Source organism: Micromonospora sp. NPDC049201, assembly GCF_055586805.1.
The window spans coordinates 113,558-139,448 of record NZ_JBVJHM010000013.1 but is presented as its reverse complement, the minus strand read 5'-3'; the positions used below and the strand labels follow the sequence as shown (position 1 = coordinate 139,448).

The following is a 25,891-nucleotide window of genomic DNA, read 5'->3' as shown; positions in this document are numbered from 1 at the left end:
ATGCGACACGGCCGACTCCCGCTGATCCTCAGCTTCCTGCTGCCACCGCTGGCGATCTACGGCATCTTTGTGCTCTCGCCGTACCTCCAGGCGTTCCAGATCTCGACCACCGACTGGCTGGGCTACTCCGCGCAGGCCGACCAGGTCGGCCTGGCGAACTTCCGCACCCTGCTGCACGACGGGTACGTCTGGAACGCGTTGAAGAACAACGCGATCCTGCTCGCGGTGGTGCCGGTGGTGACCATCGCGCTGGGTCTCTTCTTCGCCAGCATGCTCACCATGGGCGGGCGCAAGGGCCGCGCCGGGGTGACCGGGGTACGCGGCACCGCGCTCTACCGGCTGGTCTACTTCTTCCCGCAGGTGCTCTCCGTGGTGATCATCGCGTTGCTGTGGAAGGAGATCTACAGCCCGACCAGCGGCCTGCTCAACGGCGCCCTGCGCGCGATCGGGCTGGCCGAGCCGCCGGCCTGGCTGGGCGATCCGCGGTTCGCGTTCTGGTGCGTGCTGGCCGTGATGGTGTGGAGCAACGTCGGGTTCTACGTGGTGCTGTTCGGCGCCGCCATGCAGGCCATCCCGCGCGACATCTACGAGGCGGTGCTGCTCGACGGGGCGTCCCGCGCCACCATGCTGCGGAAGATCACCATCCCGCTGCTCTGGGACACCATCCAGGTGGCCTGGATCTACCTGGCCATCGCCGCGCTTGACGGTTTCATCCTGGTGCAGCTCATGACCAACGGCGGGCCGAACTTCTCCTCCGACGTGATCGGCCTGCGGATGTACGACACCTCGTTCGGCAGCGAGAACAAGTTCGGGTACGCCTCCGCGATCGGCGTGGCCATGTTCTTCCTGACCCTCTCGGTGGCGGTGTTGGCGCTGCCCACCGCCCGGCGTGATCGGATCGAGTACTCGTGAGCACAGTGCAGACCCGGGTGCCGGCCGACCGCCCACCCCGCCGCGAGACGGGCGTGGCCAACGTCTTCTCGCACGGCTTCCTGCTGCTCTGGGCCGCGATGACCATCCTGCCGCTGGCCTGGATGCTGCTCAGCTCCCTGAAGAGCAACGGCGAGATCATCGCCGACCCGTGGGGCCTGCCGGAGGCGCTACGGTTCGACAACTGGGCGCGCGCCTGGACCACCGCCCACATCGGCCGGTTCTTCCTGAACAGCCTGGTCGTGGTGGCCGGCTCGCTGAGCCTGACCATGCTGCTCGGCGCCACCGCCGCGTACGTCTTCGCCAGGTACGAGTTCCGCGGCCGTCAGGTCGTCTACTACCTGTTCGTCGGCGGCATGATGTTCCCGGTGTTCCTGGCCCTGGTGCCGCTCTTCTTCGTGGTGCGCAGCGTCGGCCTGCTCGGCACCTGGCCGGGGCTGATCCTGGTCTACACGGCGTACTCGCTGCCGTTCACGGTGTTCTTCCTGACCGCGTTCTTCCGGACGCTGCCGACCTCGGTGGCGGAGGCCGCGATGATCGACGGATGCGGCCACTTCCGGCTCTTCTTCCGGGTGATGCTGCCGATGGCGCGACCGGGACTGATCAGTGTCGGCATCTTCAACTTCCTCAGTCACTGGAACCAGTTCCTGTTGCCGCAGGTGCTCATCCCCGGTGACGGGCCGAACCGGATGCTCGCCCAGGGCCTGAGTTCGCTGGCGGTCAGCCAGGGTTACGCCGGCGACTACGCCCAACTCTTCGCGGGGCTGGCCATCGCGGTGCTGCCGGTGCTGGTGGTCTACGTGGCGTTCCAGCGGCAGATCCAGGCCGGCCTGACCGCCGGGCAGCTCAAGTGAGGTGGTGGTTGCCACAGGCAACGGGACAGTGCGAATGATCGCGCTCCAATAAGGTGAGCCGGCACACTCACCTTGTTGACAGGAAACTCCATGTTTTTTCTCATCTACACGCTGTTGTTGCTGCTCGGCGGCATCGCGATGGTCGCCGTCGGTATCGCCATCAAGGAGCAGGGGACCGGGTCGCGCGTCCTCAACGTGATCGTCGGCCTGGCCTTCTTCGCGTATGGCTTCTACCTGCTGTTCCTCTTCGACGGCGGCAGCTACCGGATCTTCTTCTACGTCTTCATCCTGCCGATCCTGCTGATCGTGCGCGCGGTGAAGGCCCGCCGGGAGGCTCGCGAGCAGGCCGCCGCGCACCAGTTCGCCGGTGCGCCGCAGCCCGGCATGTTCCCCCCTGCCGCCCCCGGTCAGCCTGCGCCGTACGGCATGGCGCCGCAGAGCCAGCCGGGCCAGCCGGGCCAGCACGGTCACCCCGCGCCGCAGCCTCAGTACGGTCACCCCGCGCCGCAGCCCCAGTACGGCCAGCCGACGCCGCAGGCCCAAGCGCAGCCGCAGTACGGTCAGCCGGCCCCGCAGAGCTGGCAGTCCGGCCAACCGGGTCAGCCCACCTCCTGAGCCGGTGCCGCCGAGGGGCCGGCCGACTGTGCGTCGGCCGGCCCCTCGGGACGGCCGGGAGAGCCTCGACAAGCGCGCCTGAGTCGATGACGGAGTCCTTGGGTCAGACCGAGTCTCACGATCCTGTCCGTTTTTGATCTGGCCGGCGTCGGTGCCGTGCCGGTTCCGGCACCGTCGCCGCCCCCCGGCCAGCGAGTGGCCTCGGGGCGGCTGGCCGGTGACGAGAGCCTGTCGGTGTGGACCAGCCGTGTGCCGCTGGCCCCCGCCCCCGCCCCCGCGCGTCCCCGGGCGTCCGACTGCCGGCTCCGCCGGAGGCGACCCTCTCCTCAGGTGCCTGTGGAGCTGATAGCACAAACGACTCAACGAACTCGACCACCGCCGCCCCGATCGTCGGACTGCCCATGATCGCGGTCTGCCACGGTCCGTCGGGCTGCCTCGGCCCGTCGCTCTGCCACGGCTGGTCGGGCTGCCACGGTCCGTCGGGCTGCCTCGGCTGGTCGGTCTGCCACGGTCCGTCGGGCTGCCACGGCTGGTCGGTCTGCCAGGGCTGGTCGGTCTGCCACGGGCTGCCGGGCCCGGCAGCTCGGCAGTGGCGGCTGCGGCTGGTTGCTGGCGTTGAGTCGTTCGTGCTCTCAGCTCCAAAGGGGGTGTGACGGGACTTGTCCGGCGCAACCCGGGCCGGGAAGACACGGCGGTTGTGTGCCGGGTGAGGGCGTGGGGACGGCGGACGGCGCTTGCGGCGACCCGACGCCGCGACCCGTGACGACGCGGCGTCGGCGGACCGCTCGTGCGGCGAGCCGACGGGGCGACCCCGTGACGGCGCGGGCCGGCGGACGGCGTGTGCGACGAATCGGCGCCGCGACCCGTGACGACGCCGGACAGGCCGGTGGCAAGGCGGGGCGAGGAGCGGGACGCCCGTGTGTGGGCCCGGCTCGGCAGCGGGCCCGACTTTTCGGCTCAGCACACTCGCCGGGATGAGGTCTGGGTCGCGGGGGCGGTCTGGGCCGGGGCAGGTCCGGGTCGGGGCAGGCCCGGGTCGGGGCAGGTCCGGGTCGCAGGGGCGGGTCGGAGGTGGAGTCCGGCGCCGGTGAGGGCGCGCGTGGGGTCAGGCGGGGGGCGGGACGAGTCGGGCGTGCAGCGCCGCCGGGTCGGTGACCTCGGGCAGGTCCCGGGCGGCGAGCCAGGCCGCCGCGGCGGCGCCGTCCCCGGCGGAGTGCAGCGGGGCGGCCGGCCAGCGGCGGGCCAGCTCGGCGCGGACGACGGTGGCCAGCGGGGTGTCGCCGGTGAGCAGCCCGCCGCCGAGCACCACCGGGTCGGTCGCGTCGGCGGGACGGATCCGGGAGACGCTCTCGGCCAGCAGCGTGGCGGCCTCGGCGATGATCGCACTGGCGGCTTGCTCGCCCTGGCGGGCGGCGGTGACGACGAGTGGCGCGAGTCGGGCCAGGTCCACCGGCGGTCGTCGGGTGACCGCCTGCACCACGGCCCCGGCGGTCTCCCGGGGGCGGGCGGCCACCTCGGTCGAGCCGGTCAGTTCCGCCAGCACGCGGCGGGCCAGCTCCCCCGGCGCCTCGGCCCGGTCCAGGTCGGTCAGGAGCCGGCGGACCGCCTCCCGTCCCAGCCAGAACCCGGAACCCGCGTCGCCGAGCAGCCAACCGTGGCCGTCGGCGACGCGGTCCAGGCGGAGCGCGTGCACCTGGGCGGCGATCGCGCCGGTGCCGGCGATCAGCACGGTGCCGTCCGGGGCGGCGGTGCCGGAGGCGTACGCGACCAGGGCGTCGCCGTGCACCGTGTACGGGCAGCGCAGCCCCGCCTCGGCCCACGCCCGGTCGAAGGCGGCGCGTCCCTCGGGGTCGGCGCGGAGGCGGCCGGCGCCGGCGAGGCCGATCACGCCGGCGCGTACCCGGGTCGGGTCGACCTCGGCGAGCGCCGCGCGGAGGGCGGCGAGCAGCTCGGCGGCGGCCCGGTCGGCGCCGTGGCTGGTCGGGTTGCCGCCCCCGGCCCGGCCGGTGCCCAGACGTGCGCCGGCGAGGCTCACGGCGGTGGCGCGGGTGGACGTGCCTCCCACATCGAGGCCGACCACGACGGTGTCCGACATGGTCCTCATGCTGTCCGGCCAGGCCCTCCGCGCGCAAGATCGCGGCCGTGCGCCAGGTAACAGTTTGAAAACTTCGCCCACGCTCTTGACACGGAGGGGCCGTCAGTAAGAACTTTTACCACTAACAGTTAACACTCTTTTCCGAAAGGCTTTCGCCGATGGTCGAGCACGAGGTCGAGACTTCCGCGGCAACCGCGGTGGTCGATGCCGCGCCGGCCGACCGGCGGAGCGTCGACGGGGTGCTGGCCCGGGTCCGGGCCGGCGCGGGGGAGCTGACCGGGGCGCTGCGCCGGGTGGCCGAGCACGTGCTCAGCGATCCGGAGGCGGCGGCCCGGGCCACCATCGTCGAGCTGGCCGAGCGGAGCGGCACGTCACCGGCGACCATCACCCGGTTCTGCCGGGCGATGGGCTTCGAGGGCTACGCCGACCTGCGGCTCGGCATCGCCGCCGAGACCGGCCGGGCCCGCTCGGCGGGCTGGACCGTCGACATCGGCCGGGAGATCCAGCCCGGCGACCCGCTGTCCCGGGTGCTCGACCAGATCATGGCCGCCGACACGCGGGCCATGCACGACACCGCCGCGCTGCTCGACCTGCACGAGGTGGAGCGGGCGGCGATGGCCATCGCCGGGGCGAACCGGGTGAACATCTTCGGCGCCAGCGGCAGCGCGCTGGTCGGCGAGGAGATGCAGTTCAGCCTGCACCGCATCGGGGTGGCCGCCTGGGCCTGGAGCGACGTGCACGAAGGGCTGGCCAGCGCCGCGCTGCTGGGCGCCGGCGACGTCGCGCTCGGCATCTCGCACACCGGCCAGACCCGGGAGACCATCGAGCTGCTCGCCGAGGCGGGCAGTCGCGGGGCCACCACCGTCGCGCTGACCGGCTTCCCGCGCTCGCCGCTGGCCGAGCTGGCCGACATCGTGCTGGTCACCGCCAGCCAGGCCACCACGTTCCGGCCGGACGCGCTCTCCGCCCGGCATCCGCAGCTCGTCGTGCTCGACCTGCTCTACATCGCGGTGGCGCAGCGCACCCACGACCGCGCCCACGCGGCCTTCCGGCGTACCGCCCAGGCCGTCGACGGGCACAAGGCCGCCAAGGGGGCCCACTCATGATCAGTGCCCAGCGGTACGCGGACGCCGTCCGCCCGGTCCTCGACCGGCTGGTGGACAGCCAGGCGGACGCGGTGGACCGGGCGGCGGACCTGATCGCCGGCGGACTACGTGCCGGCGGCGTCCTCCAGGCGTTCGGCGCCGGCCACTCGGAGGCGTTCGCCGCCGAGCTGGTGGCCCGCGCCGGTGGCCTGGTCCCCAGCAACCGACTCTCCCTGCACGACCTCGTGCTGCACGGCGACGCGCCCCGCGACGTGCTCGCCGACCCCAAGCTGGAACGCGACCCGGCGGTGGCGCACCGGCTGTTCGGGTTGGCGGCGCCGCAGCCCGAGGACGTGTTCGTGGTCGCCTCGCAGTCCGGCATCAACGGCTCGGTGGTCGAGCTGGCGACGCTGGTCAAGCGCGGTGGCCACCCGTTGATCGCGGTCACCTCGGTCGAGCACACCGCCCGGGTCGCCTCTCGGCACCCCTCCGGGCACCGGCTCGCCGACCTCGCCGACGTCGTGCTGGACAACGGCGCGCCGTACGGCGACGCACTGCTGCCGCTCGAGGGCGGCGGCGCGGTCTGTGCGGTCTCCTCGGTCACCGCGGCGCTGTTGGCGCAGCTGCTGACCGCGGAGGTCGTACGACGGTTCCACCAGGCCGGAGAGGTACCCCCTGTCTACCTCTCCGCCAACGTCCCCGGTGGGGACGAGCACAACAACGCCCTCGAGTCGCGGTACGCCGGGCGCCTCCGGCGAACCGCCTGACCCGACACCACAAGGAGAGACAAAGATGTCGGTTATCCCCGAGAAGTCCGACCTGAGCCGTCGGACGCTGCTCCAGCGCGCCGGCGCGGCCGGTCTGCTGGCCATCCCGGCGGCCGGTCTGCTCAGCGCCTGCGCCGGCAGCGAGCCGAGCAAGTCCGACGGCGGCGGCGCGGCCAAGAGCAAGGACAACCCGTTCGGCGTCAAGGACGGCAGCGCGGTCAAGGTGGTCGTCTTCAACGGCGGGCTGGGCGACCAGTGGGCCAAGGAGGACAAGGTCGTCTTCAACGCCAAGCACCCGAACGTCACGGTCAACATGTCTTCCACCCAGAAGATCAAGACCGAAGAGCAGCCCAAGATGGCGACCCAGCCGAGCGACCTGGTGATGAACTCGGGCGCCGACATGATGGACCGCAGCACGCTGATCAACGAGGGCGCCATCGAGCCGCTCGACGACCTGCTCACGGCGCCCGCCTGGGACGGCGAGGGCACGGTCGGCGACTCGCTGCTGCCGGGCACCGTCGGCGACGGCACCCAGAACGGCAAGTTCTACGTGGTGAACGTCGCGTACACGGTCTGGGGCAACTGGTACAACGCGGCACTGTTCAAGAAGGAGGGCTGGACGGCGCCGACGACCTGGGACGAGTTCTTCGCCCTGGCGCCGAAGATCAAGGCCAAGGGCATGGCGCCGTACGTGCACGACGCGGCGCACGGCTACTACCCGCGCTGGGCGCTGTTCGCCAGCATCTGGAAGGCGGTCGGCAAGCAGGCCGTCGTCGACATCGACAACCTGAAGGACGGCGCCTGGAAGGCCGACGGGATCGTCGCCGCGCTGGAGCCGTGGGAGAAGCTGGTCAAGGACAAGCTGCTGCTGCCGGGCAAGCTCGACCACACCCAGTCGCAGCAGGCGTTCCTCGACGGCAAGGCGGCGTTCATCCAGGTCGGCACGTGGCTCAAGAACGAGATGGCGGCGACCATCCCGCCCGGTTTCGAGCTGACCATGTCGGACTACTGGAGCAAGCCCGGCGACAAGGCCGCCAAGGACGTCTTCGCCGCCTCCGGCGAGGGCTTCGTGGTGCCCAGCAAGGCGCCGAACAAGGAGGCCGCGAAGGAGTTCCTGCGGGCCATCCTGTCCAAGGCCGGTTCGGCGAAGTTCGCCGAGCTGACCAAGTCGCTGGCCTCCACCAAGGGCTCCGGCGACAACGTCCAGGACACGGCGCTGGCCAGCGCCAACAGCCTGGTCAAGGGCGGCAGTGGCGAGCTGATCTCGGTGAAGTTCCCGGACTTCTACGCCGACCTGGACAAGGAGAGCCAGAACCTCTCCGAGGAGTTGATGGCCGGCCGGCTCACCGCGGCGCAGTTCGTCGACAAGATGCAGGCGGCCGCCGACAAGGTCGCCAAGGACTCGTCGATCAAGAAGCAGACCCGCACCGCCTGACGCTGTTCGAGGAAGTGAGTCCAATGCGGCACGGAGTCGCGCGTTTCGTCACGGGCTTCCTGGCCCTGCCCGTCGCGCTGTACCTGTTCTACGTGGTGTGGCCGTTCGCCCAGGCGGCGGGTTACTCGCTGACCGACTGGGGTGGGTACTCGGATTCCCAGCGCTTCGTCGGGCTGGACAACTACGTCCGGCTGTTCTCCGACGAGCTGATCCGGAAGGCGTTCTGGCACAACGTGTTCTTCCTGGTCACCGTGCCGCTGTTCACCATCGCGCTGGCCCTGTTCCTCGCGTTCCTGCTCAACGTGGGCGGACGCGAGGACAGGGCCGGCATCCGCGGGGTGTTCGGCTCCGCGCTCTACAAGGTGATCTTCTTCTTCCCGCAGGTGCTGTCGCTGGTGGTCATCGCCGTGATGTGGCAGCAGATCTACCGGACCGACGGGCAGGGCCTGATCAACGGCCTGCTGATCAAGATCGGACTGGTGGACGCGGACAACCCGATCGCGTTCACCGCCGACCCGGAGCCGTTCCTCGGTGTGCCGGCGGTGCTCTGGTGGCTGCTGCTCATCGCGGTGTGGAGCGGCGCCGGCTTCTACATGGTGCTCTTCTCGGCCGCCATGCAGTCCATCCCGAAGGACATCTACGAGGCCGCGATCCTGGACGGGGCGGGCCGCTTCGCCACGTTCTTCAAGGTGACCCTGCCGCTGCTGCGGGACAGCATCTCGGTCGCCTGGGTCTACCTCGGCTTCATCGCGCTGGACATGTACGCGCTGGTCTTCGTCATGACGCCGAGCCAGGGCGGGCCGAACCACGCCAGCGAGATCTTCGCGTCGGTGCTCAACTTCACCGCGTTCCAGAAGGGCCAGTTCGGCTACGCCTGCGCGATGGGTGTCGCGCTGGCCATCTTCACGATCCTGCTCGCCGCCGTGCAGTTGAGGATCACCCGTCGTGACCGTATCGAGTACTGAAGGAGGCGCGGCGATGAGCACGGCGACATCCGATCTCGACCGGGCCGGACAGGCCACCAGCGGGTCCGGGGCTGCCCCCGTACGCCGGGGGGAGCGGCACCGCGGCGGAGTCGGCGCCCGGATCTTCAACGGCTTCTCCCACATCTTCCTGGTGGTCTGGGCCGTGATGGTCATCTACCCGCTGTTGTGGGTGGTGATGTCCGCGCTCAAGGACGACTCGGAGGTCATCCGCGAGCCGCTGTCCCTGATCCCGGACAAACTGCACTTCGAGAACTTCGGTCGGGCCTGGACCGAGGGGCACCTCGGCTCGTTCTTCCTGAACACCCTGCTGGTGCTGGTCGGCAGCGTCACGCTGACCATGCTGCTCGGCTCGATGGCCGCGTACGCGCTGGCGCGGTTCGAGTTCCGCGGCAACCGGCTGATCTACTACATGTTCCTGTCCGGCCTGACGCTGCCGATCTACCTGGCCGCGGTGCCGCTGTTCAAGGGCGTCTACAACACCGGGGTCAGCTTCCCGCTGCTCGGCCCGAACAAGCACGTCATGCTGATCCTGGTCTACGTGGCCTGGTCGCTGTCGTTCACGATCTTCTTCATGCACTCCTTCTTCCGGACGCTGCCCGACTCGATCGCGGAGGCGGCCTCGGTGGACGGGGCCTCGCACACCCGCACGTTCTTCAGCGTGATGCTGCCGATGGCCAAGCCGGGTCTGATCAGCATCGGCATCTTCAACGTGCTGGGCCAGTGGAACCAGTGGTACCTGCCGACGCTGCTCATGCAGTCGGTGGCCGGTGAGCCGAAGCACCAGGTCATCGCGCAGGGGCTGATCGAGTTGTCGGTCAACCAGGGCTACAAGTCCGACTGGTCCGGATTGTTCGCCGGCGTGACCATGGCGATGCTGCCGGTGCTGATCGTGTACATCGTCTTCCAGCGCCAGGTGCAGTCCGGCCTCACCGCCGGCGTCGGCAAGTAGCCCCACGCTCGCGGGTAAGGAGGGGCCCCCTTTTAACGCGTCGCGGTGAGAAGGTGCCCCTTCTCTACCGCAGGCGTTAACAAGGGGCCCCTCCTTACCCGCGCAGCGTGTCGGTGGGGCGAGGCAGAATCACGTCCGTGCTGGTGGCGATGGTGGCGGGGGATCGGGGCGGCGGTGTGCTGCAACCGCTGGACGGTGACGGGCGTGCCGCCGGGGCGGTCGAGGAGGTGGCGGATCTCGCCGCCGCCGTCGGCGCCCGGGAGGCGGCCGAGCGGCCCCGCTGGGTGTGGGCCGGCGGGGCGGCGGTCTATCCGGCGCTGCTGCGCGCCGGCGTCCGGCTCGACCGCTGCCACGACGTCGAGCTGACCGAGACGCTGCTGCTCGGGCACGCCGGCCGCTGGGGCGAGCCACGCGCGCTGCCCGCCGCCTGGGCCCGGCTGACCGGGGCGCCGGTCCCGCCGGACCCGACGCCCCGCCCGCCCGAGCCGCCCGGCCACGGCCAGGGCGCGCTCTTCGACCCGCCGGCCGGCCCGCCGGGCCCGGGCATCACGGCGTTGACCCGGGTGTACGCCGACCAGCTCGCCCGGATCGCCGCCACCACCCACCCCGGCCGGTTCCGGCTCCTGGTGGCCGCCGAGTCGGCCGGCGCGCTGATCGCCGCCGAGATGGGTGCGGCCGGCCTGCCCTGGCGTGCGGACGTGCACGACGCGATCCTGGCCGAGCTGCTCGGCGAGGCGTCCCCGGTCGGCGGGCCGCCCCGCCGGCTGGCCGAACTCCAGTCCCGGATCGCCGCCGCGTTCGGCGTACGCCATCTGCACGCCGACTCGCCCGCGGAGCTGTTGCGGGCATTCGCCCGCGCGGGGGTGGAGCTGCCGAACACCCGGGCCTGGGTGCTGCGCGGGGTGGAGCACCCGGCGGTGCCGCTGGTCCTGGAATACAAGGAGCTGTACCGCGTCTGGACGGCACACGGCTGGGCCTGGCGCGACGCCTGGGTCTCCGGCGGCCGGTTCCACCCGGAGTACGTCCCCGGCGGCGTGGTCTCCGGCCGGTGGGCGACGCGCGGCGGCGGCGCGTTGCAGATCCCGAAGGTGATCCGGCGGGCCGTGGTGGCGGACCCGGGGTGGACGTTCGTGGTGGCCGACGCCGGCCAGCTCGAACCACGGGTGCTCGCCGCGGTCTCCGGCGACGAGCGGCTGGCCGCCGCCGGTGGCGCCGGCGACCTGTACGCCGCGCTGGCCCGGGACGCGTTCGCCGGTGACCGGGCCCGGGCCAAGGTGGCGTTGCTCGGTGCCATGTACGGGCAGACCGGCGGCGCGGCGGTGCCGGCGCTGGCGGTGCTGCGGAAGAACTATCCGACCGCGTTCGGGTACGTCGAGGCCGCCGCCCGCACCGGCGAGGCGGGCGGGCTGGTCCGGTCGTGGCTGGGGCGCACCTGCCCGCCGGGCACGGTCGGGTTCACCGACGGGGACGAGGCGGCGTCGGACGGCCCGGTGGACCCGCACGGCCCGGTGGCCCGCGCGGCCCGGTCCCGGGGGCGGTTCACCCGCAACTTCGTCATCCAGGCCACCGCCGCCGAGTGGGCGTCGACGCTGCTGGCCACGCTCCGCACCGAGCTGGCCGGCATGGCGGCCGAGCTGGTCTTCTTCCAGCACGACGAGGTGATGGTGCACTGCCCGGTCGACGAGGCGGACGCGGTCACCGAGGCGGTCTCCGCCGCCGGGGTACGGGCCACCCGGCTGTTGTTCGGCGACACCCCGGTCCGGTTCCCGCTCGACCTGTCCACGGTGGATTGCTACGCCGACGCGGCATAGTCACACATTTTTCCGTTTTGCCCCGCTACCCGCTCGCCGCCGTGCTCGTTGGGCCCGTTGTGCGTACGACGGGACGGACCGGGCGCGGCTGTGCCCGGTCCGTCCCCCTGGTCGAGGGGGCACCGCTGAACCGGATCGCTGCAATGATCATCGCCGCGGGTGGGGGACGCCGCATCGGCGGTCCCGAGGCGCTGCTGCACCAGGGCGAGAAGCCGCTGGTCCGCCGGATGATCGACACGATGACCGACGCGGGCTGCGCGCAGGTCGTGGTCGTGCTGGGCGCGGCGGCCGAGCAGGTCCGGCGGACCACCGACCTGACCGGCGCCACTGTCGTGGTCAACCGCGCCTGGGGCACCGGCGTGGGTTCCTCGATCCGGGCCGGGCTCGCCGCGCTGACCGACGACGGCATCGAGGCGGTCGTCGTGGTGCCGGTGGACATGCCCGGGCTCACCGAGGTGGCGGTCCGCCGGGTGACCGCGCTGCCGTACCCGGACGTGCTGGTCTGCGCCACCTACGACGGCCTGCGCGGCTACCCGATGCTGTTCGGCCGCCGGCACTGGCCCGGCATCGCCACGCTGGCCAGCGCCGACGTCGGTGCCCGGCCCTACCTGCTGGCGCACAAGGACCAGATCGTCGACATCGCCTGCGACGCGGTGGCCGACGGCAGCCGGATCGACAGCCCGGAGCTGATGGCGCTCTACGGCCTCTCCATCCCCGAGCAGCGCATCGGGGCGTGACCCGAAGGTAGCTCCAGTGGTGTGTCGGTCTACGTCGACTGTCCGGCCGGGACCAGAACGCCGCTGCCGGACCAGTTGATGTCCTCGTGCGAGATGGCCGGTTTCTCGGTTTACGAGGCGGACGCCGGGCACATCCGCTTCTACGGCAACGAGCTGGTGCCGGGCCTGATGCAGGCCGAGGACTATGCCCGAGCGGTCATTGCCGGCGGCACCGCGACGATCCGACTCACCGAGGTCGAGCGCCGGGTCGCCGCCCGGATGGCCCGGCAGGGGGCGACTCGATGGCGCGAACCCGATTCGGCTGACCGCGCTGCTCGGCGAGGGCGCGCTGCGGCAGCAGGTCGGCGGGCCGGCGGTGATGCGGGCTCAGCTCGACCACCTGGTTCGGCTGGCCAGCGAGCGACCGGAACAGATCGAGATCCGGGTGTTGCCCTTCATCGCCGGTGCGCATCCGGCGCTGGGCGGAGCCTTCCAGATCCTGACGCTCCCGTCGCCCCGGCTGCCCGACCTGGTCCGGCAGGAGGTGTTGACCTCGATCGACATCATCGACCAGTCCATCCGCGTCACCGACTACCAGGTGACGTTCGCCGAGGCGCGGAACCGCGCGTTGGAACGACTCGCTCGCCCTGGTCCGCCGGATCGCCAAGGAGATGACGTGACCTCGTCGCACCGCAGCCCCGGGCGGGGATGGTTCAAGTCCTCCCGCAGCTCCAACAACGCCAACTGCGTCGAGGTGCGGTTCGTCGGTGGCACGGTGGGCGTCCGCGACACCAAGGACTGGCCCGGCCCGATGCTCGCCTTCGACGGCCGCTCGTGGGTCCGCTTCGTGGCCGGGCTCAAGGCCGACTCGGCCCGGTAGGCCGGCCCTACTCCTGGATCCAGAACTGCCAGCCGGGCGGTGCGGGCGGCCATGAAGGATCCGGCCGCCAGCCCGACGGGGGAACCCATCCCGCCGGAGGCGCGGGCCATCCCGGAGGCACCACGAACCGCCACCGGGCGGGGGTCGCCACCTCCTGACTGGTCGAGGACTCCGCTCGCTGAGCCGGATTGCTGCCCCGGGCGGTGGGCGGTGACGCCAGCCAGGCGTCGGACAGTTCACTCGCCTTGGCGAGGTTGACCGAGACATCGGCCTTGACCCGGTTGCCCTTCAACACCGCACGCGCGGCCGTGGTCAGCCCCATGCCCCTGAGATGATTGATCACCGGAAGGTTCTCGGTGGACATGGCTGGGCTCAGTGTGCCGACGGCCAGGCCGTTGATCCGGACCTCGACGAGGGTACGAGTCGACCGGGCGCGTTGCACCTCAACCTCGTGCAGGGTCACGTACACCCAGGACTCACCGTTCGGACTGATCAGTGAGGCGAGGTGGGCCATGTGCTTCTCCTCGCCGGTCACCTGAACGACGCGGCCGGTGGGAAGCACGGTGTGCAGCTCCGACGGTGGCATGTTCGTCGGCACGATCATGTGCGGCTCGGCGAGATCGACCCGCACCGAACCGATGAAGGTTCGACGTCGCGGATCGTCCCAGTCCTCGCGTTCCTGTGCCCAGACCCGCGCCTGCGCCTGCGGCGTCCAACCCTGATCCAACAGCGCGGTGAGAACCGGGGAAAAGTCCCGGGCCCGTTCCTTCGGCAGATGGCCGACTTGCCTGCCGGAACAGACGACCTTGACGGCGTACGGGTCGAAGCGGTTATTCGGCTCCGGAATGAGCTGCGCCGGCACTATCAGCTCATTGCTGCCGTCCGGGTCGAATGCCCGCCCGAACAGGGACCTGATGTTTTTGGCGTAGTGCGATTCGCCCGCGACTTCCTGCGAACACCAACCGCGCTGGCCCCAAAGATCAAACGTTCGGGTCATCGGGGCAAGGTACCGTTCCCGCAACCCGAATCGGGTTCGCCTGAACGGTCCGGGTGGATGTCAGGCATCCGACATGCACGTTCCGCGATGATCTGGCCCACCACAATGGGGTGATGGCAACAGGTGAGCGGGTGCGTAGACGGGCGGTGGTGATCCTCGTCGGCGTGGTGGGCGCCAGCCTGGGGGCGTTCCTGGCCGCCCAGACCCTCGAACGGGCGAACAAACTGGCCGGCGTGTTCGGGGTGTTCGTCGCGCTCGCCGGCGTGGGGCTGGCCGCGTACGGGCTGGTCGGCGCGCGGCGGGCAGCAGGTGGGCAGTCGGTGACCGACAGCGTCGTCGGCGGCGGGGTGACCCAGGTCCGCGGGGTGCGCGGCGACGTGCGCATCGGCCCGTCCGCACCGGCGACCGGGTCGCCGTCGACACCCACCGCGTGGCCGCCGGCCGCCGGGTCACGGACCGGCGGCGTGCCGGCCGGGGACGGACAGTCGGTGACGCGGTCGTGGACGGCGGGGCCGGTACGGCAGGTCGACGGTGCCGGCGGTGACGTGGACATCGACAGGTGAGCCGTAGGTGGTGGGCCCAGCCGACGGCGGGTCAGGCGGTGACCGGCACCGTGGTCTTCGGGGACGTCAACCAGATCTCCCACGTCGACGGGAATGTCACCGTCACCAGCCCGGACCGGCCGCCCTACCGGGTGAGCGCGGCCAACAGTTCCCCGGTGCCGGTGAGTGTGTCCAGGGCCCGGTCGCACCCGAGCTGCCTGCTGCTGGCCCGCCACCAGGTCGTGCCGTTCACCGGACGGGAGCGGACGCTGGACGCGTTGGCCGAGTGGGTGCGCGGCGGCGAGCCGGTCGCGGCGTTGCTGGTACACGGGGCGGGTGGGCAGGGCAAGACCCGTCTCGCGGCCGAGGTCACCGCGCAGTGCGCCGCCGCGGGGTGGGCGGTGTGGAAGGTGGTGCACACTCCGACCCCGGTGCCCGGAACCGTGCCGACGTCCCGGGTCGAGTTGCCCGGTGGCGCGGTGCTGGCGGTCGTGGACTACGCCGACCGCTGGCCGGCCTCGGCGCTGGTGGCCCTGCTCACCCAGCTACGGGACCTGCACATGCGGACCGGCGTGCGGGTACGGGTGCTGATGCTGGCCCGCTCGGACGGCTACTGGTGGCCCGCGGTGGCCAGCCGGGCCGAGAGCGACCTCGGCATCGAGACCGAGCAGGTGGCGTTGTCACCGCTGGCCGCGGACAGCGACGACGACCGGCCGGCACTGTTCACCACCGCGGCCGAGCGCTTCGCCGCGGTCATGGATCTCGAACCGGCCGGCTGGCCGGTACCGGATCTGACCGGTCCCGCGTTCGCGCAGGTCCTGGCCGTGCACATGGCCGCCCTGGCCACCGTCGACGCCATCCGGCACGGCGATGCCCCACCGGTGCGGGCGAACGCGGTTTCGGCGTATCTTCTGGCCCGGGAGCAGACGTACTGGCACCAGTTGCACGTCAGACCCGAAGACCCCCTGGCGAGCCCACCCGAGGTGATGCACCGGGCCGTCTACACCGCGACCCTGACCGGGGCACAGCCCCGATCCGCCGCCCGGCAGGCCCTCACCCGGGCCGGGTTCGCCACCGACAGCATCGCCGCGGACCGGATCATCGACGACCACACGACCTGCTACCCGCCGACCGACCCCCGACTCGTGTTCGAGCCGCTGCACCCCGACCGGCTCGGTGAGGATCTCATCGCGCTGTCCGTCCCCGGCCACGGCGAGCTCCCGACCCGGGCGAAGGACTGGGCGCCCGGCACGCTCGCCGACCTGCTCACCGTCGACGGGACACGGCCGCCGGCATGGGCCACGGCTGTGGTCACCACGCTCGTCGAGACCGCGCGCCGGTGGCCGCACATCGCCACCGACGTGCTGTACCCGCTGGTCCGTCGCCAGCCCGATCTGGTGATCGCCGCCGGTGGGGCCACTCTCACCCGCCTGGCGGGCGTCCCCGACATCGACACCGCCATCCTGGCGGCCCTCGAACCCCTGCTGCCCAAAGGTCGGCACATCGATCTCGACATCGCCGCCGCCGCGATCACCGGACATCTCACCCGGGAGCGCCTGGACCGCACCGACGACGACGCCGACCGTGCCCGGCTGCACGCCGTCCACGCCTGGCGGTTGGCCAACGCCGGACAACACACCGCTGCGCTGGCCGCGGCGGAGAAAGCCACCGGCGTCTACCGGCGGTTGGCGGCGGCCAATCCGGCCTACCTGCACCGCCTCGCGATGTCGTTGAACAACCTCGGCAACCACCTGTCGGGGGTGGGGCGTCGGGATGATGCCCTGGCCCCCACGGAGGAAGCCGCCGGCATCTGGCGGTGGTTGGTGGCCGTCAACTCCACCGCCTACCTGCCCGAGCTCGCGGGGGCGTTGCACAACCTCGGCAACCACCTGTCGGGGGTGGGACGTCGGGAGGAGGCGCTGGCTTCGGTCGAGGAGGCGGTGGCCATTCGCCGCCGGTTGGCGGCGGCCAACCCCGCCACCAATCTGTCCGGGCTGGCGGGGGCGTTGGCCAACCTCGGCAGCCGGCTGTCGGAGGTGGGGCGTCGACAGGAGGCGCTGGCCCCGACGGAGGAAGCCGCCGGCATCTACCGCCGGTTGGCGGAGGCCGACCCGGACGCCTACCTGCCCGACTTCGCGACCTCGTTGCACAACCTCGGCAACGGGCTGTCGGAGGTGGGGCGTCGGGAGGAGGCGCTGGCTTCGGTCGAGGAGGCGGTGGCCATTCGCCGTCGGCTGGCGGCGGCCAACCCGGACGCCTACCTGCCTGACCTCGCGATGTCGTTGGCCAATCTCGGTAGCCGTCTGTGGGGGGTGGGGCGTCGGGAGGAGATGCTGGCTCCGGTCGAGGAGGCCGTGGCCATTCGCCGCCGGTTGGCGGCGGCCAACCCGGACGCCCACCTGCCCGACCTCGCGGCATCGTTGAACAACATCGGCGCCCTCCTGTCGGAATCGGGGCGTCGGGAGGAGGCGCTCGCGCCGACGGAGGAAGCTACCGGCATCTGGCGCCGGTTGGCGGCGGCCAACCCGGCCGCTCACCTGCCCGACCTCGCGACGTCGTTCGACAATCTCGGTGTCCGTCTGTCGGAGCTGGGGCGTGGGGAGGAGGCGCTGGCGCCGACGGAGGAGGCGGTGGCCATTCGCCGCCGGTTGGCGGCGGCCAACTCGGCCGCCTACCTGCCCCACCTCGCGGGCTCGTTGACAAATCTGGGTACCCGGCTGTTCGGGGTGGGGCGTGGGGAGGAGGCGCTGGCGCCGGCGGAGGAGGCCTTGGCCATTCGCCGCCGGTTGGCGGCGGCCAACCCGGACATCTACCTGCACGACCTCGCGATCTCGCTGACCAACCTCGGTGCCTTCCTGTCGAAGGTGGGGCGTGGGGAGGAGGCGTTGACCCTGGGGGCGGAAGCCGTCGCCGTCTACCGGCGGCTGTCGGAGGCCAGCCCTGATTTCTATCTGCCCGAGTTCGCCATCTCGTTGGCCAACCTCGGCGTCCTCCTGTCCGCGCCGGACCAGCGGGAGGAGGCCCTGGCCACGGCGGAGGAGGCCACCGGCATCCACCGTCGGTTGGCCGAGGCCAACCCGGCCGCTTACCTGCCCGGCCTCGCGGGCTCGTTGACCAGCCTCGGTAACCGGCTGTCGGAGGTGGGGCGTCAGGAGGAGGCGCTGGCCGCGGCGAAGGAGGCCGTGGCCATTCGCCGCCGGTTGGCCGAGGCCAACCCCGCCGTTCACGGGCCCGACCTCGCGAAGACGTTGTGGGCGTACGCGTCGGTGTGTGTCGAGGTGGAGGTGGACCTTGCCGGGGCGCTGGCCGCGATCACCGAGTCGATAGGTCTCTACGAGCCCCTGGCGCGGCGGTCGCCGCAGATGTTCGCCGACTCCCTGTCCAGCGCCCGGCAGAACCGCGCCGCCCTCGTCGAGTGGCTCGGTGAGGGCGAGCGCTGAACCGCCGGCCGCCGATATTCGGCTGTGGTCGGCGGCGTTCTTCCCTAGTCTGAGCCACCAGCCGGACCGGGCCGGACGGCGGATCGGAGATGAACGCGGCGATGACGAGCCACCTCTACGCGATCAGCATCGACGCGCGGGAGCCGCTGCGCCTCGTGCGCTTCTGGGGGGAGTTGCTCGGCCGGGAGATGGTCGACGACCCGCACGAGGGGGTCGCGCTGCGGCCGGACGGCGACGCCGGCCTGCGCATCCGGTTCCTGCCGACCGGGGCGCCGAAGGTCGGGCAGAACCGGATCCACCTCGACCTGACCAGCGCGTCGTGGGACGCCCAGCGGGGCACGGTGGCCCGGGCGATCGAGTTGGGCGGGCGGCACGTCGACATCGGCCAGGGCGCGGAGGAGGACCACGTGGTGCTCGCCGACCGTGAGGGCAACGAGTTCTGCGTCATCGAGGCGGGCAACAGCTTCCTCGCCGGCTGCGGGTCCGTCGGCGCGGTGAACTGCGACGGTACGCAGGCGGTGGGCTACTTCTGGAGCGCGGCGCTGGGCTGGCCGCTGGTCTGGGACCAGGATCAGGAGACCGCGATCCAGTCGCCGCGCGGCGGGCCGAAGATCACCTGGAGCGGTCCGCCGCTGATGCCGAGGCACGGCCGGGGCCGCGTACACCTGGATCTCGCGCCACCGGCCGACGGCGACCGGGAGGCGGAGATCGACCGGCTGCTCTCCCTCGGGGCGACGCGGGTCGGCCGGGGCCGGCACACCGCCGACGACGTGGTGCTGGCCGACCCGGACGGCAACGAGTTATGCCTGCTGACGCCCCGGTGACGCGAGCCGCGTCAGACCTGGATGTCGAAGCGTTGCAGCACCGAGGGCGCGACCAGGCCCAGCGCGGCGAGCACGGCCAGCACGGTCAGCGCGCCCCGCAGCACGACCGTCTCGGCCTTGCTGCCGGTGCGCAGCGCGATCTTGTTGGGCAGCCCGATCATCGTCCACATCCGCCGTCTGATCGGGATGGGCCAGAGGATCGGCACCCCGGCCCGGGTGATCATGTCGCCGAGGATGTGCACGAAGCAGCCCACGCCGACCGCGAGGCCGATCATCGGATAGCCCCGGTCGCCGGGCAGGTTGGCGAACGTGAACCAGGCCGCGGCGGCAGACACCAGCGTGACCACCACCCAGCCAGCCCGCTCGGCCCACTCGTCGAAGAGCCCGCGCAACGCCAGGCCGATCATGAAGAACAGGATGCTGACCACCGCCCACTTGCCGTAGTGGGCGCAGAGCGCGGTGGTGCCCCACCCGACCAGCACGGTGAACGGCACGGTGTGGGTCAGCGTGCGGTGCCCGTTGTTGCGGCGCGGATCCTTGCTGAGCTTGGTGGCGTAGTAGACGCCGAGCGAGATCTTCTCCATCACCTCGGCGACGAAGAGGCTGAACACGCCGAACGTCCGGGCCACGGTGGCGCCGCCCTGGTTGCGGGTCACCTTGCCGGAGAGGTCGAGGTCGGGGAAGAGCGCCCCGCCCGCGCAGACCGCGGTGCCCACCGCCAGCGCCAGCGGCGTCTGGTGATAGTCGGCGAACTGGTCCAGCGCCCAGGAGCCGGTCAGCCACACCGCCGCGCCGGACAGCGCGTGGGACGGTCCCATCATCTCGGCTCGCCCTTCCCGAAGATCTTGATCGACGAAACTACGCCACTGTAGTCAGTCGGTGCGACGCCGGGACGCCCGCGGTCATCCCGCCGTGCGGGTGGGTCGGATCGGCCGGATGCTGTCCCGGATCAACGCGAACTGGTCCTCGGCGGCGGCCCAGTCGGCGTCCGAGGTGGTCAGGCCCAGCGTCCACCCGGCCTCCTCGCCGGGCAGCACCCGCAGCGCGTGCATGCGTTCGCCGTACGGCGCGTCCCAGCGGCACTCCCACTCCGCGCCGTCGCCGTCGGCGGCGAGCCGGACCTTGTCGTAGCCGGGGAGGCGGCCGGCGGAGGTGAGGTCCCGCTCGGCCGAGCGCAGCCGACCGACCGGATCACCACCCGGGTACGGCTCGACGCCCAGGATGCGCCGGGTGGTCGGATCCTGGAAGCAGGTGGTGTCGCCGGAGCGGAGCTGGAGCCACCCGGCGGGCAGCGCGATGTGGAAGCCGCCGGTGTCGGCGGGCCAGACCCAGCCGGCGGGAATGGTCACCGCCGGGTCGGCCGGCGGCGGGCCCTTCTGCACCGGCGTGCCGGCCACGTCGGGGCGGATGCAGGGGAACGGCGGGGGCGGCGGCCCGCCCGGACCGTTGCCGGGCGGGGGCGGTCGCTCCCAGGGCTGGCCTGGCGGCGCGCCCTGGTCGTCACCGTCCGGCTGATGCCGGTGGTCACCGTCGACAGCGAGGGCGGTGCCGACGCCGGCCAGCACCGCCAGCAACGCGGCCCCCGCGGCGAGGAGCCAGCGCCGGGTGGCCGCCCGGCGCCGGTCGCCGTCGGCGGCGTCGCCCGGCGAGCCGATGCCCGTGGTCTCGGGCCGGCCGGGCGTCAGGCCGCCGGAGGTGGCGCCGCTGTCGCCGACCACGCCCGCCGGTGCGTTCCCTCGCGCGCGGTCGTCACGGAGCGCGCCACTGCCGGTCAGCCGGCCGGCTGCCGGGTCGACCGGGCCGCCGGAGATGACCGGGGGCGGGCTCGTCGTGGGAGCGCCGCCGAGCCCCGGCGTGTGCACCGGGCTGGCGGCGTCGGCGCGGGCGGCCGGCCCCTCCGGGCCGGTGGGGCTGCCCGGGTCCACGAAGCTGGTCAGGACCGTGGGCCCGAACCCGCCCACCGGCCGGTCCGGAGTGTCCCGGGGCCGGCCGCCGGTCTCCGGCTGCTCCGGCTCGCCCGAGCGGCGCTCCCGGTCGGGCCGCGACTCCGGCTCGCCGTCGGCCGGGCGTGCCCACTCGCTGCCCAGCGCCGCCCGGCTCCACGCCCGGGCCGCCGCGGCCGGCGGCATCAGGTCCGGGTAGGCCACGGTCGGCGGGACGGGGGGGTCCGCGTCGTCCGGAGCGGCAGCCGGGCCGGCAGGGGCTCGTCGAGGCGGGCCGTCGGCCGGGTCCGGGCGGCCCGGCGCTACGGCGTCCGGCTGCGCCCGCACCTCACCGGAGGTCGAGGGCGCCCCGGCCCGGCCGGTCGGACCCGCCGGTGGTGGCCCGGCCCCACCGCCGGGCGGAACCGGGGACGGGGCCCCGTTGCCCGGCGGGACGGTCCGTGTGCTCCCGCTCGCCGGTGGGGCACCGCCACCGGCTGCGCTCGCCGGCGGCTCGGCCGGGTCGGACCGGGGCACCGGTGGGACGCCGATGCTGGAGCCGCTCAGCGGTGGGACGGTGGGGGCGGGCCGGGGGACCGGCGGGACGCCGATGCCGGACCCGCTCAGCGGCGGGACGGCTGGCCCGATCCGGGACCCGCGCCCCGCTGCGGACGCACGCCCCGAGCCGGACTTGCGGCGGTCGGACGGGAGGGGCTGGTTGGGCACGGTCGGGGCGTCGATGGCCGGCCGGGGTGGCACGTCGGTGACCGGCTCGGCGGCGTCGGCGAGCAGCCCGGCGACGTCGTCGTGGCCGAGCCGGTGGCGCGGGTCGCGGCGCAGCAGCCCGACCAGCACCGGCATCAGCGGGCCGGCGTGCGGGGCCGGGTCCGGCGGCTGGCTGGCCAGCGCCGCCAGCGTCGCCATCGCGGTGCTGCGGGCGTACGGGGACCGGCCCTCCACGGCGGCGTGCAACGTGGCGCCGAGCGACCACAGGTCGGCCTCGATGCTGGACACGCCCTCGGCGGCGCGCTCCGGCGCGACGTACTGCGGGGAGCCGAGCACCAGCCCGGGGCGGGTCATGGCGCCGTCGCCGCCCTCGAACACGGCCAGCCCGAAGTCGGTGAGCAGCACCCGGCCGTCCCGGGCCAGCAGCACGTTTGCGGGTTTCACGTCGCGGTGCAGCACACCGGCCTCGTGCGCGGCGCGCAGTGCGGCGTGCACCGCCATCCCGATCCCGGCGGCCCGCCGGGGCGGCAGCCGGCCGTCGGCCTCGATCAGCTCCTGCAACGACCGGGACGGGACGTATTCCATGATCAGCCATGGGTCGCCCTGGACCCGCACCACATCGTAGACCCGGACCACGTTGGGGTGGTTGAGCCGCGCGGCCGTGCGCGCCTCGCGCAGCGTCCGGGCGCGCAGCTCGTCCCGCTCGTGCTCGGCCAGCCAGTTCGGTGGGACGACCTGCTTCACCGCGACCTCGCGCTGGAGCTCCTCGTCCCGGGCGCGCCAGACCTGGCCCATCCCACCGCGGCCGACCAGCTCGATCAGGCGGTATCGTCCGGCGATCACCACGTCCCGCACCGCACTCCTCACCGCTGGTCGTGGTCCACAATAGCCAACGGATCGGACGGTACCTATCCCGTCCGGGCGGGTCGCCTCAGCTCGCCGCTCCGGCCAGCAGATTTCCCTCCGGAATCGCGACCGCGGACCGGCCCCCGGCCAGCATCGCGGCGGCACGCCGGGTCTGGAACGTGTGGTGCTCCCGCCGGGCGGCGGCGTAGCTGGCGGCGGTGCGGGCCGCGATGGCCGACCAGGTGTACTGCCGGGACACCATGGCGCGCGCCTTGCGCGCCACCCGGCGGGCGAAGACCTCGTCGCCGAGCAGCCGGTCGACGGCGCCGGCCAGCGCGTCCGGGTCGCCGTGCGGGAACGTCACCCCGGTCACGCCGGGCTCGACGATCTCGGCCAACCCGCCGGTCCGCGCCACCGCGAGCGGTGCGCCGGCCGCGGCCGCCTCCAGGGCGATCATGCCGAACGGCTCGTAGAGGCTGGGGACCACGGTGACGTCGGTGGCGGCGAGCACCGCGGGGAGCTGGGTGGCGTCCAGGAAGCCGGCGAACCGCACGGTGTCGCCGAGGCGCAGCCGGTGCGCCTGGTCGACCAGCTCGTCCCGGTAGGGCCCGTCCCCGGCGATCACCACCCGCAGGCCGGGGTGCCGGTCGACCAGGTGCGGCACGGCGTGCACCAGGTGCTGCACCCCCTTCTCGTAGACCAACCGGCCGGCGTACCCGACCAGTGGCCCGTCGCCGGCGAAGCGGGCGCGGGCGGCGGCGACCGCCTGCGGGCGGGCCCGCCAGGCGCGGTCGTCCACGCCGTTGGCCACCACGTCGATCCGGCCGGTCGGCAGCTCGAACAGCCGGGCGACCTGGTCGCGCATGTAGCCGGAGCAGGCGATCACCCGCGCCGAGGCGTTGCTCAGCCAGTGCTCGACGCCGTGGATGGTGCGGTTCATCTCCTCGGGCAGCCAGCCCTGGTGCCGGCCCGCCTCGGTGGCGTGGATGGTGGTCACCAGCGGCACGTCCAGGTGCTCGGCCAGCGTGATCGCGGTGTGCGCGACCAGCCAGTCGTGGGCGTGGATCACGTCGTACGCGCCGGACTCGGCGGCGCGCAGCGCGGCCCGGGTGAGCGTGTGGTTGAACGCCATGGTCCAGGCCAGCAGCGACCCGGTGGCGAGCGGGAACGTGACCGGGTCCTCGGCGGCGCGGACGACGCGCACGCCGTCGGCGTACTCCTCCAGCGGCGCGCCCTCGGCGTGCCGGGTGACCACGGTGACCTCGTGCCCGGCGGCGGCCAGGGCGACGGAGAGCGCGTGCACGTGGCGGCCGAGGCCACCGACGAGCACCGGCGGGTACTCCCAGGAGAGCAGCAGCACCCGCAGGCGCCGGGCGGGCTGGATGTCGATCACTTCGGCGTCAGCTGACACGCGGCCCCCTTGGAGTTGTGGACGTCCCCGAACCGTCGGCGGGGTCGCGGCCCATCCTGCCCAGGCGTCGCTAACCGGCGGAGACGCGCCGGTTGCCGGTCTGTAACGCGTTACCGGCGCATCCGCCGCGCGCGCAGCAGCTCCGCCACCGACCAGGCCTGGAACGGGCAGCCGGTGGCGGTGTGCGGGGCCGCGCCGTCGGCGGTCTCGCTCACCGAACCGAGGCCGTCCTCGACCAGGTGCCCCTCCAGCCCGACCAGCAGGTCCGCGGTGGGCAGGCCCGCCTTCCGGTACGCGTCGAGCAGCGGCCCGGTCAACCACGGCCAGACCGTGCCCTGGTGGTAGCCGGCATCCCGCTCGGCCGGGCCGCCCCGGTGCCGGTGGGTGAAGCCGGGGGAGTCGGGGGCGAGGCTGCGCGGCCCGAGCGGGGTGAACAACGCCTCGGTGATCCGGCGCAGCGTGGCCTCGTCCGGCTCCAGCGGCGCGAACGGCAGCGACCAGGCGAGGAGCTGGTTGGGGCGCAGCAGGTCGTCGTCGTGGTGCGGGGCGCCGCCGAGCGGGTACGCGGGCGCCGGCGCGTCCACCACGTCGTGCAGCCAACCGGCCGGCGCGGGGAACCGGTCGCGGAACGACGTGGTGGCCCGGGAGTGCAGCGTCCACAGCGCGCCGGCGTCCCGGCCGGCCAGCTCGGTCAACTCGGCGAGCCCGGCCAGCCCGTTGATCCACAGCGCGTTCACCTCGACCGGCTTCCCGGTACGCGGGGTCACCGGCACCCCGTACACGCGGGCGTCCATCCAGGTCAGCGCCACGTCCGGCGGGCCGCCCTGGGCGAGCAGCCCGTCGGCGGGGTCGACGCCGATGCCGTAGCGGGTGCCGGCGACGTGTGCCTCGACCACGCCGTGCAGCGCGGGCAGCAACTCGTCGCCGAGGTCGGTGTCGCCGGTGACCGTGACGTGCCGGCTCACCGCGTGCAGGAACCAGAGCGTGGCGTCGACCGTGTTGTGCTCGACCCGGCCGGTGTCGGCGGTGTTCGCCAACATGCCCTCGCTCAGCGTGCCCGCGTACGCGCGCAGCAGCTCCCGGCCCTCGTCGGCCCGGTTGGCGCAGAGGAACAACCCCTCGTAGGAGATCATCGTGTCCCGCGACCAGGCGCCGAACCAGGGGTAGCCGGCCACCACGTCGGGGCCGGTGGCGGTGCGGACCACGAACGCGTCGGCGGCCAGCGCCAGCGTCGCCTCGACCGCGTCGGCGGGCTTCGCGGCGGCCACCACCGCCCGGCTGCGCCGGCGGGCCGCCTCGACGACGGCGGTCGCCGGTGGCGGCTCCTCGGCCAGGTCGTCCGCCCAGGCCAGCACCGTCACCGTCGCGCCGGGCTCGTCGAGCGCGCCGGAGAACCGGCCCGCGTACCAGAGGTCCTCGTCGGGATTGAGGCCGCGGGCGGCCTCCGCCCGGTGGTGGACGCCGAGCCACCACTGGCCCTCCGGGGTCCAGTCCGGCCCGGCGAGCCGGAACGCGCCGTCGACCACCGCGCCGCCGGCCACCGGCTCCAGCCGGGGGACGGGACCGTCGGCCCGTCGCTCGCCGTGCGCGTCCCGCCAGGTGCAGGCCGCGGCCAGGTCCAGCCGGACCGGGCCGCCGGAGACCAGCCGGTGGACCACGGCGACGCAGGACCGGCCGTACGTCATGGCGAGTTCCCGCTCGATCACCACGTCGCCGATGCGCCACCGCCAGCGCGGCACCCCGTCGGTGAGGTCGAAGCGTTCCAGCAACTCGAAGCCGCGCGGGTCGACCACGCCGGAGTTCCACTCGTGCGCGCCGAGCCGGACCTGGCGACCGGACGGCAGCGTCACCGCCGGGTCGAGGCTCACGAGTCCCACTTTGCGGGACGCCGGTGTCTGGCCGGGCACCACCAGCAGACCGTGGTACCGCCGGGTGCGCAGCCCGGCCACGGTGCCCGTGGCGTAGCCGCCGCGCCCGTCCGTGACCAGCCATTCCCGCCCGGCGGCGGCGGACAGCGTCCCGCAGAGCTGCGGGCCGAAACGGATGTCGATCAACTTTCC

Annotated in this window: 20 protein-coding genes and 1 pseudogene; 15 read left to right on the top strand and 6 right to left on the bottom strand. The window is 73.0% G+C overall.

All coding sequences use genetic code 11. From position 1 onward, the window contains the following. The 3 genes from ACZ6O5_RS26260 (at position 1) to ACZ6O5_RS26250 (ending at position 2,399) form a co-directional block, all read left to right on the top strand. Positions 1–912 carry a carbohydrate ABC transporter permease gene (locus tag ACZ6O5_RS26260; protein ID WP_465980385.1) on the top strand — a complete coding sequence of 304 codons (912 nt, stop codon included), beginning with the start codon at positions 1–3 and terminating at the stop codon, positions 910–912. Continuing rightward, positions 909–1,784, top strand: a complete 876-nt coding sequence (locus ACZ6O5_RS26255) for a carbohydrate ABC transporter permease (protein WP_465980384.1) — start codon at positions 909–911, stop codon at positions 1,782–1,784. Before ACZ6O5_RS26260 ends, ACZ6O5_RS26255 begins: the two co-directional genes overlap by 4 nt. Positions 1,785–1,874: 90 nt before the next feature. Further along, positions 1,875–2,399, top strand: a complete 525-nt coding sequence (locus ACZ6O5_RS26250) for a hypothetical protein (RefSeq protein WP_465980383.1) — start codon at positions 1,875–1,877, stop codon at positions 2,397–2,399. A 1,105-nt stretch (positions 2,400–3,504) separates the two neighbouring features. Here the strand turns inward: ACZ6O5_RS26250 and ACZ6O5_RS26245 are convergent. Further along, a complete protein-coding gene (locus ACZ6O5_RS26245; RefSeq protein ID WP_465980382.1) occupies positions 3,505–4,494 on the bottom strand; it encodes an N-acetylglucosamine kinase in 990 nt (329 codons plus the stop codon). Positions 4,495–4,652: 158 nt separating this feature from the next. Here ACZ6O5_RS26245 and ACZ6O5_RS26240 point away from each other — a divergent pair, with 158 nt between their 5' ends. From ACZ6O5_RS26240 to ACZ6O5_RS26200, 9 genes and pseudogenes are all read left to right on the top strand, one after another. Beyond that, the gene (locus ACZ6O5_RS26240) at positions 4,653–5,600 is read left to right on the top strand and encodes a MurR/RpiR family transcriptional regulator (protein ID WP_465980381.1); all 948 of its coding nucleotides are present in this window, start codon (positions 4,653–4,655) and stop codon (positions 5,598–5,600) included. Beyond that, complete coding sequence (locus ACZ6O5_RS26235; RefSeq protein WP_107156893.1) at positions 5,597–6,346, top strand: sugar isomerase domain-containing protein; 750 nt, start codon at positions 5,597–5,599, stop codon at positions 6,344–6,346. The genes ACZ6O5_RS26240 and ACZ6O5_RS26235 overlap by 4 nt, the downstream gene beginning before the upstream one ends. 25 nt (positions 6,347–6,371) lie before the next feature. After that, a complete protein-coding gene (gene ngcE / locus ACZ6O5_RS26230) occupies positions 6,372–7,781 on the top strand; it encodes an N-acetylglucosamine/diacetylchitobiose ABC transporter substrate-binding protein (protein WP_405090290.1) in 1,410 nt (469 codons plus the stop codon). Positions 7,782–7,804: 23 nt separating this feature from the next. Then, on the top strand, positions 7,805–8,746 hold the full coding sequence (locus ACZ6O5_RS26225; RefSeq protein WP_465980380.1) for a carbohydrate ABC transporter permease: 942 nt from the start codon (positions 7,805–7,807) through the stop codon (positions 8,744–8,746). A 13-nt stretch (positions 8,747–8,759) separates the two neighbouring features. Next, entirely contained in the window at positions 8,760–9,716 is a 957-nt protein-coding gene (locus ACZ6O5_RS26220; RefSeq protein ID WP_374709224.1) for a carbohydrate ABC transporter permease, read from the top strand. 149 nt (positions 9,717–9,865) lie between these two features. Further along, positions 9,866–11,527, top strand: a complete 1,662-nt coding sequence (locus tag ACZ6O5_RS26215) for a bifunctional 3'-5' exonuclease/DNA polymerase (RefSeq protein ID WP_465980434.1) — start codon at positions 9,866–9,868, stop codon at positions 11,525–11,527. Positions 11,528–11,670: 143 nt separating this feature from the next. Beyond that, a complete protein-coding gene (locus ACZ6O5_RS26210) occupies positions 11,671–12,264 on the top strand; it encodes a nucleotidyltransferase family protein (protein WP_107156896.1) in 594 nt (197 codons plus the stop codon). A gap of 78 nt (positions 12,265–12,342) precedes the next feature. After that, positions 12,343–12,498, top strand: a pseudogene (locus ACZ6O5_RS26205) (Scr1 family TA system antitoxin-like transcriptional regulator); the annotation flags it as partial. After that, complete coding sequence (locus tag ACZ6O5_RS26200; RefSeq protein ID WP_465980379.1) at positions 12,449–13,123, top strand: Scr1 family TA system antitoxin-like transcriptional regulator; 675 nt, start codon at positions 12,449–12,451, stop codon at positions 13,121–13,123. The pseudogene ACZ6O5_RS26205 and the gene ACZ6O5_RS26200, both read left to right, overlap by 50 nt. Before the next feature lie 7 nt (positions 13,124–13,130). Here the strand turns inward: ACZ6O5_RS26200 and ACZ6O5_RS26195 are convergent, their stop codons facing one another. Then, positions 13,131–14,120, bottom strand: a complete 990-nt coding sequence (locus tag ACZ6O5_RS26195) for an HIRAN domain-containing protein (RefSeq protein ID WP_465980378.1) — start codon at positions 14,118–14,120, stop codon at positions 13,131–13,133. A 131-nt stretch (positions 14,121–14,251) separates the two neighbouring features. Here ACZ6O5_RS26195 and ACZ6O5_RS26190 point away from each other — a divergent pair, with 131 nt between their 5' ends. The 3 genes from ACZ6O5_RS26190 (at position 14,252) to ACZ6O5_RS26180 (ending at position 18,926) form a co-directional block, all read left to right on the top strand. After that, a complete protein-coding gene (locus ACZ6O5_RS26190; protein ID WP_465980377.1) occupies positions 14,252–14,683 on the top strand; it encodes a hypothetical protein in 432 nt (143 codons plus the stop codon). Beyond that, complete coding sequence (locus ACZ6O5_RS26185; protein WP_465980376.1) at positions 14,680–18,102, top strand: tetratricopeptide repeat protein; 3,423 nt, start codon at positions 14,680–14,682, stop codon at positions 18,100–18,102. Before ACZ6O5_RS26190 ends, ACZ6O5_RS26185 begins: the two co-directional genes overlap by 4 nt. Positions 18,103–18,203: 101 nt before the next feature. Then, a complete protein-coding gene (locus tag ACZ6O5_RS26180) occupies positions 18,204–18,926 on the top strand; it encodes a VOC family protein (RefSeq protein ID WP_465980433.1) in 723 nt (240 codons plus the stop codon). 11 nt (positions 18,927–18,937) lie between these two features. Here the strand turns inward: ACZ6O5_RS26180 and ACZ6O5_RS26175 are convergent, their stop codons facing one another. From ACZ6O5_RS26175 to ACZ6O5_RS26160, 4 genes are all read right to left on the bottom strand, one after another. Next, positions 18,938–19,747, bottom strand: coding sequence for a metal-dependent hydrolase (locus ACZ6O5_RS26175; protein ID WP_281938795.1), 810 nt, complete (start codon positions 19,745–19,747; stop codon positions 18,938–18,940). An 81-nt stretch (positions 19,748–19,828) separates the two neighbouring features. After that, entirely contained in the window at positions 19,829–22,429 is a 2,601-nt protein-coding gene (locus ACZ6O5_RS26170) for a serine/threonine-protein kinase (RefSeq protein ID WP_465980375.1), read from the bottom strand. 76 nt (positions 22,430–22,505) lie between these two features. Beyond that, complete coding sequence (locus tag ACZ6O5_RS26165; RefSeq protein ID WP_465980374.1) at positions 22,506–23,831, bottom strand: glycosyltransferase family 4 protein; 1,326 nt, start codon at positions 23,829–23,831, stop codon at positions 22,506–22,508. Between the two features lie 110 nt (positions 23,832–23,941). Beyond that, positions 23,942–25,885 carry an amylo-alpha-1,6-glucosidase gene (locus ACZ6O5_RS26160; RefSeq protein WP_465980373.1) on the bottom strand — a complete coding sequence of 648 codons (1,944 nt, stop codon included), beginning with the start codon at positions 25,883–25,885 and terminating at the stop codon, positions 23,942–23,944. Between the last annotated feature and the right edge of the window lie 6 nt (positions 25,886–25,891).

Bases quoted from the DNA above. Each gene is read 5' to 3' on its own strand.
- ACZ6O5_RS26260 (WP_465980385.1), top strand. From the start codon at position 1: ATGCGACACGGCCGACTCCCGCTGATCCTCAGCTTCCTGCTGCCACCG.
- ACZ6O5_RS26250 (WP_465980383.1), top strand. From the start codon at position 1,875: ATGTTTTTTCTCATCTACACGCTGTTGTTGCTGCTCGGCGGCATCGCG.
- ACZ6O5_RS26245 (WP_465980382.1), bottom strand. From the start codon at position 4,494: ATGTCGGACACCGTCGTGGTCGGCCTCGATGTGGGAGGCACGTCCACC.
- ACZ6O5_RS26240 (WP_465980381.1), top strand. From the start codon at position 4,653: ATGGTCGAGCACGAGGTCGAGACTTCCGCGGCAACCGCGGTGGTCGAT.
- ACZ6O5_RS26235 (WP_107156893.1), top strand. From the start codon at position 5,597: ATGATCAGTGCCCAGCGGTACGCGGACGCCGTCCGCCCGGTCCTCGAC.
- ngcE (WP_405090290.1), top strand. From the start codon at position 6,372: ATGTCGGTTATCCCCGAGAAGTCCGACCTGAGCCGTCGGACGCTGCTC.
- ACZ6O5_RS26225 (WP_465980380.1), top strand. From the start codon at position 7,805: ATGCGGCACGGAGTCGCGCGTTTCGTCACGGGCTTCCTGGCCCTGCCC.
- ACZ6O5_RS26220 (WP_374709224.1), top strand. From the start codon at position 8,760: ATGAGCACGGCGACATCCGATCTCGACCGGGCCGGACAGGCCACCAGC.
- ACZ6O5_RS26215 (WP_465980434.1), top strand. From the start codon at position 9,866: ATGGTGGCGGGGGATCGGGGCGGCGGTGTGCTGCAACCGCTGGACGGT.
- ACZ6O5_RS26210 (WP_107156896.1), top strand. From the start codon at position 11,671: ATGATCATCGCCGCGGGTGGGGGACGCCGCATCGGCGGTCCCGAGGCG.
- ACZ6O5_RS26200 (WP_465980379.1), top strand. From the start codon at position 12,449: ATGCCCGAGCGGTCATTGCCGGCGGCACCGCGACGATCCGACTCACCG.
- ACZ6O5_RS26195 (WP_465980378.1), bottom strand. From the start codon at position 14,120: ATGACCCGAACGTTTGATCTTTGGGGCCAGCGCGGTTGGTGTTCGCAG.
- ACZ6O5_RS26180 (WP_465980433.1), top strand. From the start codon at position 18,204: ATGACGAGCCACCTCTACGCGATCAGCATCGACGCGCGGGAGCCGCTG.
- ACZ6O5_RS26175 (WP_281938795.1), bottom strand. From the start codon at position 19,747: ATGATGGGACCGTCCCACGCGCTGTCCGGCGCGGCGGTGTGGCTGACC.